A 14,651-nucleotide genomic window follows, 5' to 3' on the forward strand; every position below is an offset into this window, starting at 1 on the left:
TTACATGTGTGCCAATGGTTGACAAATTTGATCGTTATGATGGCAGTTCCAGCCATATACCTGCGAGCACCATGTATCCGGCAGCCTCAGCCTCCACCCTGCGCGGGCCAGCGTCCGCGCCACCGACGACAACCTCCATGGACCTGCAGCAACCCCGTGTTCTCGTGGTCGACGACGATCCCGACCTGCGCAAGCTGATCGGCGAGTTCCTGAGCGCCCATGGCTACCAGGTGGACGTGGCCGAAAACGTGGCGGACATGCGCACCAGCATGGCGCGGCAGCGTCCGGGTCTCATCGTACTCGACGTGATGATGCCTGGAGAAGATGGGCTCAGCGCGGCCCGCGCCCTGGCCAGCGAGCGCGGTTCACCGGCGGTCATCATGCTCAGCGCACTGGGCAACGACACCGACCGCATCATCGGCCTGGAAGTGGGCGCCGACGACTACCTGGCCAAACCCTGCAATCCGCGCGAATTGCTGGCCCGCGTGCGCGCCCTGCTGCGCCGCAGCCAGGCCAGCAACGAGCAGGCCGACCCGCGCGGCAACGTCTACGAATTCGCCGGCTGGCGGCTGGACGTGGTGCGGCGCGACCTGCGCGACCCCACCGGCATCTTCATCAATCTGTCCGACGGCGAATTCGCGCTGCTGCGCACCTTTGTCGAGCACCCGCAGCGCGTGCTCAGCCGCGATCAGCTGCTGGACTACGCCCGCGGCCGCGACACCGACGTCTACGACCGTGCCATCGACAGCCAGATCAGCCGCCTGCGCCGCAAGATCAATGAGCGCGTCCATACCGAGTTGATTCGCACCGTGCGCAACGAAGGCTACATGCTGCTGCCGAGCGTCGCGCGCCTGTGAGCGAACCGGCACGGCGCGGGCTGTCGATCTTTGCCCGTACCTTCGTGTTGCTGGCGGTGGCCCTGCTCACCGCCCAGATCATCGGCATCGCCCTGTTGGTGATGCGCACCCCGGTATACGAGCCGCCGGTGCATCCGCCCGAAGTGGTGGCGCTGCTGTCCACGCGCATGCCGGCCGGCAGCCAGACCCTGAAGGTGCACGATGGTGCGCAGGCGCCGACGCCGCCTGCAGATCAGGTCCGCGACCCATTCGCGGAAATGCTGCTGGCCCATTGGCTGGATGTCGACACGCGCCACGTACGGTTCTACCGCAGCGCCGAGGACCGCGACGGCCTGTTCCCGGACAGCGACCAGGCGCAGCGTCTGCCCGATCCGCAACCCAGCAGCGCGCCGCCGACCGCTCCGCGATGGCCCCCAGGCCGGGCGGCCGATGCGGGCGCCTTCGGCAACGGGCCGCGCCCGGACCAGGCGCCCGAGGATTGGGAAAGCGAGCGGCTGACTCCCGGCGTGCCGTTGCTGGATGGCTTCACCGCCGCACTGCAGCAGCCCGATGGCCGCTGGCGCACGGTGGAATCGCCACGGCGTCAGCTGTCGGCCGAGTTCAAGACCCATATCGTGCTGCTGTTCCTGGCCGGCCTGCTGGCCAATGTGCCGCTGGCCTGGTGGTTCTCGCGCGCGTTGTCGGCGCCGATCAAGCGCTTTGCCGAGGCCGCCGACCGGCTGGGCCGCAATCCCCACGCCGCCGCCTTGCAGCGCAGCGGCCCACCGGAGATCGTGCGCGCGGCCGATTCGTTCAATGCCATGCAGGGCCGCCTGAACCGCCTGATCAACGAGCGCACCCACATGGTCGCTGCGATCGCGCACGACCTGCGCACGCCGCTGGCACGGTTGTCGTTTCGCCTGGACGACCTGCAGCCGCCACTGCGCGACAAGGCGCTGGCCGATATCGACGAGATGAAGGCGATGATTTCCGCAGCGCTGGATTTCATCCAGAACGATCGCCATCGCGGCGAACGCGCGCCGCTGGATCTGCGCCTGCTGGTGGAGAGCGTGGTCGACAATGCCACCGACATCGGCGCCGATGCGGTGCTCCTGCCCGGGCCGGCGATCACCCTGGATGGCGACCCATTGGCATTGCGCCGCGCGGTGATGAACCTGCTCGAAAATGCCTTGAAATACGGCAAATGCGCACGCCTGCAGCTGCAGCGCGACGGCGAAGACGGGGTGCTCTGGATCGACGATGACGGCCCGGGCATCGACCCATCGCAGCGCGAACAATTGCTGCTGCCGTTCGTGCGTGGCGAGACCTCGCGCAACCGCGGCACCGGCGGCATCGGCCTGGGGCTGTCGGTCGCACACAGCATCGTGCTGGCCCATGGCGGCGACCTGCGCCTGGACAATCGCGCCCAGGGCGGCCTGCGCGTGACCGTACGCCTGCCGTGCATGCCGGAGCGACGCTGACCTCGAGCACGTCGGTCGGTCACTGGGGCTCAGATCGATTACGTGGGCGTGGACCGGTGGCGATCAGTATCCGGCGTCGGCACTGCCCGCAAGTCGGCAGCCCTTGCGATGACCACTCAGACAGTTGGCAACCCCTAGCGAGCAGCCGTCAGGTGTGGATGGACTCCGCGCTCGGAACCGAAGCGGACGCGTAGCCCGCCGCCGATTCCGGACAACGCCAGCGCCCACCCGGCAGCGGCGCAGTCGTGTTGTCCGCTGTTTTAGTGAAAACAGCGCAAGCGCTCCGCGTCGCTCCCAGCGCATTCCGCATCACGACCCGGCCAGACGCGCGGCAATGCCAGCGCGCCCGTCACTGCCGGTCTCGAGACTCAGTAGGCGAACTCGCGGAACACGCGATCGATATCGCCGTTCCACGCGCCGTGGTACAGCGCCAGCTTGCGCTCGGCAGCGGTGACGCCGCTTTGGGCGATCTCGGCAATCACGTCGAGAAACCCGGTTTCATCCTGGCCGTCGCGATTCAGGCGCGCACGCCGGCGCAGCCCCTCACGGGCGATGTCGACCGCCTCCACCGCCAGGTCGCGCACGGTGCCATTGCGGAACGGCAGGCCCAGTGCGTGCTTGGGCACGCCGTCGCGCAGCGCGTGCCGCTCGGAGGGGCTGACATCCTTGACCAGGTCCCAGGCCGCATCCAGCGCGGTGTCGTCGTACAGCAGGCCCACCCAGAACGCCGACAGCGCGCACAGGCGATTCCAGGGGCCGGCATCGGCGCCGCGCATTTCCAGGTATTTCTTCAGGCGCACTTCCGGGAATGCGGTGGTCATGTGGTCCGACCAATCGCGCAGCGTCGGCAGCGCGCCCGGCAATGCCGGCAGCTTGCCTTGCATGAAATCGCGGAAGCTCTGCCCGCTGGCATCGTGATAGACGCCGTTGCGGTAGGAGAAATACATCGGCACATCGAGCAGGTAATCGACGTAGCGCTCGTAGCCGAAGCCGTCTTCGAACACGAAATCCAGCATGCCGGTGCGGTCGGCGTCGGTGTCGGTCCAGATATGCGAGCGGTAGCTCAGGTAGCCGTTGGGCTTGCCCTCGGTGAACGGCGAATCGGCGAACAAGGCGGTGGCGATCGGCTGCAGCGCCAGCGAGACGCGGAACTTCTTCACCATGTCCGCTTCGGTGGCGTAATCCAGGTTGACCTGCACCGTGCAGGTGCGCGTCATCATGTCCAGGCCGAGCGAGCCGACCTTGGGCATGTAGTTCTTCATGATCTGGTAGCGGCCCTTGGGCATCCACGGCATCTGGTCGCGGCGCCACTTGGGCTGGAAGCCCATGCCCAGGAACCCGAGCTGCAACTCGCCGGCCACCTGCGCCACTTCGTCCAGATGGGTGCCGGTTTCCACGCAGGTGTGGTGCAGGGTTTCCACTGCCGCGCCGGAGAGCTCCAGCTGGCCGGCCGGCTCCAGCGTCACCGAGGCGCCGTCGCGCAGCAGCGCGATGGTGCGGCCGTTTTCCTGTACCGGCTCCCAGCCGAAACGGGTCAGCCCGGTCAGCAGGGCCTCGATGCCGCGGGCGCCGTCGAAGGTGGGCGCGCGCAGGTCGTCGAGCTGGAAGCCGAACTTCTCGTGCTCGGTGCCGATCCGCCAATCAGCACTGGCCTTCTCGCCGGAGGCGAGGACCTGCACCAGTTCCGCGCGTTCGGTGATCGGCGTTTCGGCAACGTGGCTGGGACTCGACAAGGGCAGGCTCGCAAACGAAAGGGGTGGGACGATGTGGGGATCTTCCCCATCCACCGCAAGGCCCGCACTATACCCGCAGGGCATGGAAAGAATTGCCGCCATCGGCCAGGTCTGAGATTTCCACCCATGTGCACGACGCGGCCCGATGCGATTGCGAGATAGTCACGCCGATGGCGATGGCGATGGCTCGCCATACGCTCATGCTAACCCACGGACCCAGACATGCCTGCGCAACCGACCGAAACCCATCGCAACGACCGCAGCGGCTGGCTGCGTGCAGCCGTGCTCGGTGCCAACGACGGCATCGTCTCGGTCGCCGGGCTGGTGGTCGGCGTAGCCAGCGCAGGCGCTTCTGCCTCGGTGGTCCTGGCGACCGGCATTGCCGGAACCGTGGCCGGTGCGATGTCGATGGCGGCGGGCGAGTATGTCTCGGTGCAGTCGCAGGTGGACACTGAACATGCCGACCTCGAGACCGAGCGCGGCGAACTGAAGAACTTTCCAGAAAGCGAACTGGACGAGCTGGCTGCCATCTATTGCCAGCGCGGACTCGATCCCGCACTGGCACGTCGTGTCGCGGAGCAACTGACCGCTCACGATGCCCTGCAAGCCCATGCACGCGATGAGTTGGGCATCAACGACACCGCGCGCGCCCGTCCGCTGCAGGCCGCAGCGACGTCGGCGGCAGCCTTCGTTGCCGGCGCGGTCCTGCCGGTGTTGGCGGCCCTGCTTGCACCGGCCGGCGGGCAAATCTGGGCGACCGGCGCATCGACCCTGGCCGGTCTGACCTTCACCGGCGCACTGGCGGCGCGCGCCGGTGGCGCAAGCATGTGGCGCGGCGCGCTGCGGGTGGTGTTCTGGGGTGCGGCGGCCATGCTCGCCACCGGCCTGGTGGGCCGCTTGTTCGGCGTGCAGGTCTAGAGCGGCGGCACGCCTGCAGCGCAATGAGCCGTGGGATTCGGCTCCGCAAGGGTCGACGGCAGCCGACACGTGGACTGTTCGTTGCATCGCACCATCGCTGTGCGCCGGAACTCTGCCAGCCCCCGACGAATAGCGCTGACCGCCAGCGCCCGATACCGGCCAGCGTCGATCACGCCTGCGCGGTTGGCTCCGTCTCCAGCCCCAGCCAACCGCCGACGATGCCGCGCAGTTCGTCCACACCCTGGCGCGATTGCCCCGAGTAGGTCTGCACGGTCACGCTGTCGCCAAAGCGCGAGGTCACTTCCTTCTTGACCTTCTGCAGGGTCTGCATCTGCTGGCCACGGCCGAGCTTGTCGGCCTTGGTCAGCAGGCCGTGCGCGGGCAGGCCGCGTTCGGCCGCATAGCCGAGCATCTGCAGGTCGTAGTCCTTGAGCGGGTGGCGGATGTCCATCACCACCACCAGCCCGCGCAGCGCCTCGCGGGTGCGGAAATAGCGGTCGATGAAGGCCTGCCAGTGCGCCTGCAGGTCCTGCGGCACCTTGGCGTAGCCGTAGCCGGGCAGATCCACCAGATAGCGCTCGGGCTGGATCTGGAAGAACACCAGCTGCTGGGTGCGGCCAGGGGTCTTGGACACGCGTGCCAGCGCGTTCTGGCGGGTCAGCGCATTGAGCGCGCTGGATTTTCCGGCGTTGGAGCGGCCGGCGAAGGCCACCTCGTAGCCGCCATCGTCAGGCAATTGCCGGGCGGTGTGGGCGGACAGGTGGTAGCGGGCTTGTTCGATAAGGAGCGACATCCCCCTAGGATCGCACGTTCGGGCGCTGCCGGTTTTGCTGCACTGTTCGTTGACCCTGGCGCAAAGGCGTGCCGATAATCGAAGTACGCCTGCCACAGCCAGTACCCAGACGCGCGCGGGCCGGGTCCATACGGAGCTTTAGCTGATGCGCCATGCTCGTGTGCTAGTCCTCGCCGCCCTCGCCGTGCCGGTCGTTGCGGCCTTGGCGTTCGCCCAATCGGCGGTCACGCCGATCCCCGATCCGCCGCCCGTGCGCGTTGCGCCGCTGGAGGTGGACCTGGCCAAGACCACCTGGGGCGATGCCAAGGCCGGGCAGGCCAAGGCCGCCGCCTGCGCGGCCTGCCATGGGCCGGACGGCAATCCGGCGGTGGCCATGTACCCGCGCATCGCCGGTCAGACCGAGCGCTACGTGGCGCATCAGGTGGCACTGATCGCCAGCGGTGAGCGCAATACCGGCATGTCGGCAGTGATGGTGCCCTTCGTCAAGGACCTCACCGCGCAGGACATGCGCGACCTGGGCGCCTATTTCGCCACCCAGAAGTCCGCCGCTGGCGTGGCCGACGATGCGGTGATCGCCGAGGGCCCGTACCAGGGGATGAAGTTCTACGAAGTTGGCGAAAAGCTCTACCGCGGCGGCGACGTGGCGCGTGGGGTGCCCGCCTGCATGGCCTGCCACGGCCCGTCCGGTGGCGGCAACCCGGGCCCGGCCTATCCGCGCCTGGGCGGCCAGCACGCCGAATACGTGGCGCGGCGCCTGAAGGAATACCAGGCCGGCACCACCCAGGAGCGCAATCCGGCGCTGTTCAATATCATGGCGCAGGTGGCGCACCCGCTGACCGAGCAGGAGATCCAGGCGCTGTCGAGCTATCTGCAAGGTCTGCACGACCGCGCCGACGACGCGGCGGCCGCACAGCTGCCTGTCGCTTCGCCGGCACGCTCATGAGGCCGGCAGGGTCATGAGCTAGCCTGCGCCATTGCCTCACCCTGTCACGACGCCGGTCCCGCGACCGGCGTCGTCGTTTCCCGCCTCCCCCTGCATCCCCACGGAGCCTGCATGAACCTGTTTTCCCGTTTGTCCCTGCTGTTGTTGATCCTGGTGCCGCTGGCGGCCTGTGCCGCCGACAACAAGGCCGCGCCGGTCGAAGGCGAGGACTACACCCTGATCGACGGCGGCCAGCCGTATGCACCGCTGGCCGGCAAGGTCGAAGTGGTGGAAGTGTTCGGCTATACCTGCCCGCACTGCGCGCATTTCGAGCCGGTGCTGGAGGCCTGGGTCGCCAAGCAACCGTCCTACGTGCGCTTCACCCCGGTGCCGGCGGCGTTCGGCGGCTTCTGGGATGCCTTCGCGCGCGCCTACTTCACCGCCGACATGCTGGGCGTGGCCAAGCGCAGCCATCGCGCCATGTTCGATGCCATCCACGAAAAGCAGAGCGTGCCGACCCAGAACGTCTCCCCGGACGAGCTGGCCGTGTTCTACGCCGACTACGGCGTGCCGCAGCAGCGCTTCGTGGACACCTTCAAGAGCGAGGCGGTGGATGCCAGGCTCAAGGCCGCGCGCGAGTTCGCGCTGCGCAGCAAGCTGCCGGGCACGCCGGCGCTGATCGTCAACGGGCGCTACCTGATCGGCGCGCGCAATTACCCGGACATGCTGAAGATTGCCGACTACCTGATCGCCCGCGAGCACGCCGGGCCGGCCAGGCGCTGAACCACGTAACCGTTACCGACGGCCGCCCGTGGCATCATGCGCCCCGCGGCCGCCCGGCCCTTTCCTCGCCCCACGCTGGAGATTCCATCCGATGAAGACCCGCTTCGCCCTGACGCTGATGGCGCTGCTCCCGATCCTGGTCGCCTGCAAGGCCCAGGACGGCTCCTCCGACACCGCGCCCGCCACCGCCACGCCCGCTGCCGAGACAGCGCCCGCTCCGGCCGCTGCGACGCCAGCTGCCGATCCGGCGGATCCGCCCGCTGCTGGCGAAAGCGCCACCACGCCGCCGCCCGCCGCGCCCAGCGCCGCACCGCGCGCGCCGAACGGCCCCGAGCCGGTCGCCGGCACCGACTATCTGGATATCGAAGGCGGCCAGCCGTACCAGCAGGCGGCCGGCAAGATCGAAGTGGCCGAGGTGTTCGGCTATGTCTGCCCGGCCTGCAACGCGTTCCAGCCGCTGATCGGGCCATGGAAGGCCGGCCTGCCCTCGGACGTGCACTTCGTCTACGTGCCGGCGATGTTCGGTGGCCCGTGGGACGACTACGGCCGCGCCTTCTATGCCGCCGAAACGCTGGGCGTGCAGGAAAAGACCCACGAAGCGCTGTACAAAGCCATCCACGTCGACCAGACCCTCAAAGGAGAGCGCGGCAAGGATTCGGTGCAGGACATCGCCGCGTTCTACGCCAAGTACGGCGTGGACTCCAAGACCTTCATCGACACCATGAGCAGCTTCGGCGTGTCGGCCAAGACCAACCGCGCCAAGCAGTTCGCCACCCGCAGCAAGATCACCGGCACGCCGTCGCTGATCGTCAACGGCAAGTATCTGGTCAAGGGCCAGAGCTTCCCTGACATGCTGCGCATCGCCGATCACCTGATCGCGCGCGAACGCGCCACGCTGGCCAAGTGAGCCGGGCGTTCGCCATCCCGTGAACGCATCGGATTCGCGCACCCTGCGGGTGCTGACCGCCAACATCCAGGCCGGCTCCAGCACCCGCCGTTACAGCGATTACGTGACCCGCAGCTGGTCGCATGCGTTGCCGCTGGGCGCAAAGCGCACCAGCCTGGACAGCATCGCCAAGCTGGCCGGCGACCGCGACATCGTCGGCCTGCAGGAGGCCGACCCGGGCAGCCTGCGCTCGGGCTTCACCAACCAGACCCACTATCTGGCCGAGCGCGCCGGCTTCCACTACTGGAGCCATCAGCCCAACCGCCGCATGGGCGGGGTGGCTTCCAGCGCCAATGGCCTGCTGAGCAAGCTGGAGCCGCTGGAAGTGCAGGACCATGCCCTGCCCGGCCGCATCGGCGGGCGCGGCATCCTGCTGGCCAAGTTCGGGCAGGGCCGCGACGGCCTGGCCGTGGCAGTGGCGCATCTGTCGCTGGGCGCCAACTCGCGCATGGCGCAGCTGGCCTTCATTGCCGAACTATTGTCCGAGCATCCCAACGTGATGTTGATGGGCGACTTCAACTGCGTGGCCGACCGGCCGGAAATGCAGGCGTTGTATCGGCATACGCGATTGCAGCCACCGAGCTGCGTGGTGCACACCTTCCCGAGCTGGCGCCCGGACCGGGCGATCGACCATATCCTGGTCAGCGACAGCCTGGCGATCGAACACACCGAAGCGATTCCTGCCGCGTTCTCCGATCACCTGGCAGTCGGCATGGATATCCGCGTTCCGCTGCAGTTGCTGCGCTAGCGCACGCAAACTGCCGACCGGTTCGCAGCGGCGAACTCGACCGACGACACCCCCTAGACACCGCCCGTGCGATAACGCAGGCGGTTTTTCGTTGGGAGCACGTCACGTGGCACGCATCCTATGAGTGCGTCGATATGAGTGCGGTCGAACCGCAGCCGTTGCCGGTGCGCACCTTGCGGCCGGTGTTCTCGCTGGCGGCGACGGTGGTGTGCACATTCGCCTTGCTGGTTGCGCTGTTTCCGCTGGATGCAGGCCGTGTGCTGCTGGATGCGCAGACCTGGGCCTCGCGCAATGTCGGCTGGTATTACCTGCTGGAGATGACGCTGTATCTGCTGTTTGTGCTGGGCACCGCGCTGTCCAGCTACGGCAACATCAAGCTCGGCGCCGATCACGACGAGCCGGAATTCAGCTATCTCTCGTGGGCCGGCATGCTGTTCGCCGCCGGCATCAGCATCACGCTGTTCTTCTTCTGCGTCTCCGAACCGCTGACCCACTATCTACAACCGCCACAAGGCGGTACCGGCAGTGGCGAAGCGTCCGCACGCCAGGCGATGCAGCTGCTCTTCCTGCATTGGGGCCTGCATGGCTGGGGCGTGTTTGCGCTGGCGGCGATGGCGCTGGCGTATTTCGCCTTCCGGCATAACCTGCCGCTGGCCCTGCGCTCGGCGCTGTATCCGCTGATCGGCAAGCGCATCAACGGACCGATCGGTTACACCGTGGATGCACTGGGCATCGTGGCAACGGTGTTCGGCATCGGTGCGGACATGGGCTTTGGCGTGCTGCATCTCAACGCCGGGCTGAGCACCTTGTTCGATGTGCCGCATACGCACTGGGTGCAGGTCGCGTTGATCGTGGCAATGATGGGCGCGGCTATTGTGGTCGCGGTGTCGGGCGTTGAAAAAGGCGTACGCTGGATGTCGGACATCAACATGCTGCTGGCGATCGCGCTGCTGCTGTTCATGCTGTTCGCCGGGCCAACCCAATACCTGCTCAACGCCTTGATGCAGAACCTCGGCGACTACCTGGGCAGCGTGGTCGGCAAGAGTTTCGACGTCTACGCCTATGGCGGACGCGCCGACTGGCTGGGCAACTGGACGGTGTTCTATTGGGCCTGGTGGATCGGCTGGGCCCCATTCGTCGGCCTGTTCATCGCGCGCATCTCGCGCGGCCGCACCATTCGCGAATTCGTGCTGGGCGTGTTGCTGATCCCGCTGGGATTCACCCTGGCGTGGCTGTCGATCTTCGGCAATAGCGCGCTGGATCAGTTGCTGCACCATGGCCAGGACGCATGGGCGCAACAGGCCATCGATGCGCCGCAGACGGTGCTGTACTCACTGCTGCAAAGCTACCCGTGGAGCCGCACCGTGATCACGGTGACGGTGGCGATCAGCTTCGTGTTCTTCGTCACCTCGGCCGACTCCGGCACCGTGGTGCTGTCCACGCTGTCCTCGCATGGCGGCGAGCCGCACGACGACGGCCCGCGCTGGCTGCGCGTGTTCTGGGGCGTGCTCACCGCCGTGGTCACTGCAGGGTTGCTGCTGGCCGGCAGCATGGATGCGCTGAAATCTGCGGTGGTGCTGGCTTCGCTGCCATTCTCCGCAGTGCTGCTGCTGATGGCATGGGGCCTGTCACGCGCTTTGAGCGAGGAATCGCAGCGCAAACGTGCGCAGCTCTACAGCCCCAGCCCGCTCATCGGGCAATCGCGCCATCACGGCGGCTGGCGTCAGCGCCTGGGCCAGGCGATGCACTTCCCGGCGCGCGATGAGGTCTACCGCTTCATGCACGACCAGGTGCGCCCGGCGATCGAGGCGGTGACCACGCAATTGCGGCAAGAAGGCTGGAACGTCAGCAGCCGGATCGACGACGGCGACATGGAGATCAGCGTCGATCACGGCGAACAACAAGGCTTCCGCTACCAGGTAGTGATGCGCGGCTACCTCACCCCGTCGTTCGCCGCGCAGCGCTTGCGCAACCAGCGCTACTACCGCGCCGAAGTCTATCTGTACGAAGGCAGCCAGGACTACGACCTGGTGGGCTACAGCCGCGAACAAATCATCAACGACATCATCGATCAATACGAGCGTCACCTGCAGTTCCTGCACCTCACGCGCTGAGCTGCCGCGCTGCGGCGACCGTCCCAAGGAGGTTTGTCATGCCACGTTTCCCCGACCAGCTGCTGTACATCGGCGGCCGCCCTGTTCCCGCCCGCGGCGGCCATACATTGGAAGTCATCAACCCCGCCACCGGCGCGGTGCTGGCCAACGTGCACAATGCTGGCGCCGACGATCTGGACGCCGCGGTCGACAGTGCCAAGGCCGGCCAACGTGTGTGGGCCGCGCTGACCACGGTGGAACGCTCGCGCATCCTGCTGCGCGCGGTGGCGCTGCTGCGCGAGCGCAACGATGCGCTGGCCGAGCTGGAGACGCTCAACACCGGCAAGCCGCTGAGCGAAACGCGCAGCGTGGACGTGGTGACCGGTGCCGATGTACTGGAGTATTACGCCGGCGTCGCGCAGGCATTGCAGGGTGCACAGGTCCCGCTGCGCGAAGGCAGCTTCTTCTACACCCGGCACGAGCCGCTGGGGGTGGTCGGTGCGATCGGCGCGTGGAACTACCCGATCCAGATCGCATTGTGGAAGGCCGCACCGGCATTGGCCGCTGGCAACGCCATGATCTTCAAGCCCAGCGAAGTCACTCCGCTCACTGCACTCAAACTGGCCGAGCTGTTCACCGAAGCGGGCCTGCCCGATGGCGTGTTCAACGTACTGCCCGGCGACGGCGCCAGCGTAGGCACTGCGCTCACCGAGCATCCGCAGATCGAGAAGATCAGCTTCACCGGTGGCACCGCGACCGGGCGCAAGGTGATGGCCAGCGCATCGAGTTCGTCGTTGAAAGACGTGACCATGGAACTGGGTGGCAAATCGCCGCTGATCGTCTGTGCCGATGCGGATCTGGACCTGGCTGCCGACATCGCGATGATGGCCAACTTCTACAGCTCCGGGCAGGTCTGCACCAATGGCACCCGGGTGTTCGTGCCACGGGCGCTGCGCACCGCCTTCGAAGCGCGGCTGCTGGCACGCGTACAACGCATCCATATCGGCGACCCGCTGGATGAGCGCACCACCTTCGGCCCGATGGTCAGCGCCGCGCACATGCAGCGCGTGCTGGACTACATCGAACAGGGCAAGGCCGAGGGTGCACGCCTGCTGTGCGGTGGGCAGCGCCTGCGCGACGGCGCGTTGGCACAGGGCTATTACGTGGCGCCGACGATCTTCAGCGACTGCAGCGATGTCATGACCATCGTGCGCGAAGAAATCTTCGGGCCGGTGCTGAGCCTGCTCACCTACGACGACGAAGACGAAGCGGTGACCCGTGCCAATGCGACCAGCTACGGGTTGGCTGCCGGTGTGGTCACGCCCGATCTGGCGCGTGCGCACCGGCTGATCCATCGCCTGGAAGCAGGCATCTGCTGGATCAACACCTGGGGCGAGTCGCCCGCACCGATGCCGGTAGGTGGCTACAAGCAATCGGGCGTGGGTCGCGAGAACGGGCTGGCCACCTTGCAGGCCTATACGCGCACCAAGTCGGTTCAGGTCGAACTGGAACGCTACGCGTCGGTGTTCTGAGCGGCCGACGCTGCAATGCACGCCAATCCCTCGATGCGTGCGTTGCTCCCTACACACGCACTGCGCGCACCACCACATCGGCGCGTCAAGAACAGCGACCGCGCAGCGCCTCGACTGCCGCTGCACCGCTCACGCATCAGGAGACCACCATGCAACGCGAATACGACTACATCATCATCGGCGCCGGCTCGGCAGGCAATGTGCTGGCTGCACGTCTGACCGAAGACCCGGGCGTGACGGTGCTCTTGCTCGAAGCCGGCGGGCCGGATTACCGGCTGGATTTCCGCACCCAGATGCCGGCCGCGCTGGCGTTTCCGCTGCAGGGCCGCCGCTACAACTGGGCCTATGAAACCGAGCCGGAGCCGCACATGGACAACCGCCGCATGGAATGCGGGCGCGGCAAGGGCCTGGGCGGTTCGTCGCTGATCAACGGCATGTGCTACATCCGCGGCAATGCGCTCGATTTCGATCACTGGGCCAAGCGCCCGGGGCTGGAAGACTGGAGCTACCGCGATGTGCTGCCGTACTTTCGCAAGGCCGAGACACGCGACATCGGCGCCAATGACTATCACGGCGGCGATGGCCCGGTGAGCGTGGCCACGCCGAAGAACGACAACAACGTGCTGTTCCACGCCATGGTCGATGCCGGCGTGCAGGCCGGCTACCCGCGTACCGACGATCTCAACGGCTACCAGCAGGAAGGCTTCGGGCCGATGGACCGCACCGTGACGCCACGCGGACGCCGTGCGAGTACCGCGCGCGGCTATCTGGACATGGCCAAGCCGCGCGATGGCCTGCATATCGTCACCCATGCCACCACCGACCGCATCCTGTTTGCCGGCAAGCGCGCCATCGGTGTGCATTATCTGGTGGGCAACAGCAGCGAGGGCATCGATGCGCATGCGCGCCGCGAAGTGCTGGTGTGTGCGGGCGCCATCGCCTCACCGCAGCTGCTGCAGCGCTCCGGCGTGGGTGCGCCGGGCCTGCTGCGCGCACTCGACGTGCAGCTGGTGCACGACCTGCCCGGCGTCGGCCAGAACCTGCAGGATCATCTGGAGGTCTATATCCAGTACGCCTGCACCAAGCCGGTCTCGCTGTACCCGGCCTTGCAGTGGTGGAACCAGCCTGCGATTGGCGCCGAGTGGCTGTTCGCCGGCACCGGCACCGGCGCCAGCAATCAGTTCGAAGCCGGCGGCTTCATCCGCACGCGCGAGCAGTTCGAGTGGCCCAACATCCAGTACCACTTCCTGCCCGTCGCCATCAATTACAACGGCAGCAATGCAGTGAAGGAACATGGCTTCCAGGCGCACGTGGGCTCGATGCGCACGCCCAGCCGCGGCCGCGTGCACGCCAAGTCGCGCGACCCGCACCAGCACCCGTCGATCCTGTTCAACTACCAGTCCACCGACCAGGACTGGCAGGAATTCCGCGACGCGATCCGCATCACCCGCGAAATCATCGCCCAGCCCGCACTCGATGCGTATCGTGGGCGCGAGATCAGCCCCAGTGCCGATTGCAAGACCGACGCCGAGCTGGACGCATTCGTGCGCGCGCGCGCGGAAACCGCATACCACCCATCGTGCTCGTGCGCGATGGGCACCGACGACATGGCCGTAGTGGATGGACAAGGCCGCGTGCATGGCATGGAAGGCCTGCGTGTCATCGACGCCTCGATCATGCCACGCATCATCACCGGCAACCTCAACGCCACCACCATCATGATTGCGGAGAAGATCGCCGACCGGATGCGTGGCCGCACGCCACTGCCGCGCAGCACGGCCGACTACTACGTGGCCGGCGATGCGCCTGTGCGCGGGTGATGCTGGAAAACGCGGTGCGCCACCCTGGCCGAGTGCGCGGCGCCCT

Annotated in this window: 12 protein-coding genes; 10 read left to right on the top strand and 2 right to left on the bottom strand. The window is 67.0% G+C overall.

From position 1 onward, the window contains the following. Positions 1-137 precede the first annotated feature (137 nt). On the top strand, positions 138-857 hold the full coding sequence (locus HG421_RS14835) for a response regulator (RefSeq protein ID WP_282434639.1): 720 nt from the start codon (positions 138-140) through the stop codon (positions 855-857). After that, positions 854-2,317, top strand: a complete 1,464-nt coding sequence (locus HG421_RS14840; RefSeq protein ID WP_169707028.1) for an ATP-binding protein — start codon at positions 854-856, stop codon at positions 2,315-2,317. The genes HG421_RS14835 and HG421_RS14840 overlap by 4 nt, the downstream gene beginning before the upstream one ends. 368 nt (positions 2,318-2,685) lie before the next feature. Here the strand turns inward: HG421_RS14840 and HG421_RS14845 are convergent, their stop codons facing one another. Further along, positions 2,686-4,050, bottom strand: coding sequence for a glutamate--cysteine ligase (locus HG421_RS14845; protein ID WP_169707029.1), 1,365 nt, complete (start codon positions 4,048-4,050; stop codon positions 2,686-2,688). A 222-nt stretch (positions 4,051-4,272) separates the two neighbouring features. Here HG421_RS14845 and HG421_RS14850 point away from each other — a divergent pair, with 222 nt between their 5' ends. Then, positions 4,273-4,968: a VIT1/CCC1 transporter family protein gene (locus HG421_RS14850; protein ID WP_169707030.1), complete on the top strand. Its 696-nt coding sequence runs from the start codon at positions 4,273-4,275 to the stop codon at positions 4,966-4,968. A gap of 169 nt (positions 4,969-5,137) precedes the next feature. Here the strand turns inward: HG421_RS14850 and yihA are convergent, their stop codons facing one another. Continuing rightward, the gene (gene yihA, locus HG421_RS14855) at positions 5,138-5,761 is read right to left on the bottom strand and encodes a ribosome biogenesis GTP-binding protein YihA/YsxC (protein ID WP_169707031.1); all 624 of its coding nucleotides are present in this window, start codon (positions 5,759-5,761) and stop codon (positions 5,138-5,140) included. A 145-nt stretch (positions 5,762-5,906) separates the two neighbouring features. Between yihA and HG421_RS14860 the strand changes: the two genes are divergently transcribed. From HG421_RS14860 to betA, 7 genes are all read left to right on the top strand, one after another. Then, positions 5,907-6,704 carry a c-type cytochrome gene (locus HG421_RS14860; RefSeq protein ID WP_169707032.1) on the top strand — a complete coding sequence of 266 codons (798 nt, stop codon included), beginning with the start codon at positions 5,907-5,909 and terminating at the stop codon, positions 6,702-6,704. A 111-nt stretch (positions 6,705-6,815) separates the two neighbouring features. Next, positions 6,816-7,466 (top strand): thiol:disulfide interchange protein DsbA/DsbL, encoded by a 651-nt coding sequence (locus HG421_RS14865; protein ID WP_169707033.1) that lies wholly within the window; start codon positions 6,816-6,818, stop codon positions 7,464-7,466. A gap of 91 nt (positions 7,467-7,557) precedes the next feature. Then, entirely contained in the window at positions 7,558-8,373 is an 816-nt protein-coding gene (locus tag HG421_RS14870; protein ID WP_169707034.1) for a thiol:disulfide interchange protein DsbA/DsbL, read from the top strand. A gap of 49 nt (positions 8,374-8,422) precedes the next feature. Continuing rightward, entirely contained in the window at positions 8,423-9,160 is a 738-nt protein-coding gene (locus tag HG421_RS14875) for an endonuclease/exonuclease/phosphatase family protein (protein ID WP_211161858.1), read from the top strand. A 134-nt stretch (positions 9,161-9,294) separates the two neighbouring features. Then, complete coding sequence (gene betT / locus HG421_RS14880) at positions 9,295-11,274, top strand: choline BCCT transporter BetT (protein WP_169707036.1); 1,980 nt, start codon at positions 9,295-9,297, stop codon at positions 11,272-11,274. Positions 11,275-11,312: 38 nt separating this feature from the next. Then, positions 11,313-12,785 (top strand): betaine-aldehyde dehydrogenase, encoded by a 1,473-nt coding sequence (gene betB, locus HG421_RS14885; protein ID WP_169707037.1) that lies wholly within the window; start codon positions 11,313-11,315, stop codon positions 12,783-12,785. 149 nt (positions 12,786-12,934) lie between these two features. Next, positions 12,935-14,605 carry a choline dehydrogenase gene (gene betA, locus HG421_RS14890; RefSeq protein WP_169707038.1) on the top strand — a complete coding sequence of 557 codons (1,671 nt, stop codon included), beginning with the start codon at positions 12,935-12,937 and terminating at the stop codon, positions 14,603-14,605. The last annotated feature ends 46 nt before the right edge of the window (positions 14,606-14,651 follow it).

Origin of the sequence: Xanthomonas campestris pv. badrii (assembly GCF_012848175.1) — a bacterium.
Classification (GTDB): Bacteria; Pseudomonadota; Gammaproteobacteria; order Xanthomonadales; family Xanthomonadaceae; genus Xanthomonas; species Xanthomonas campestris_C.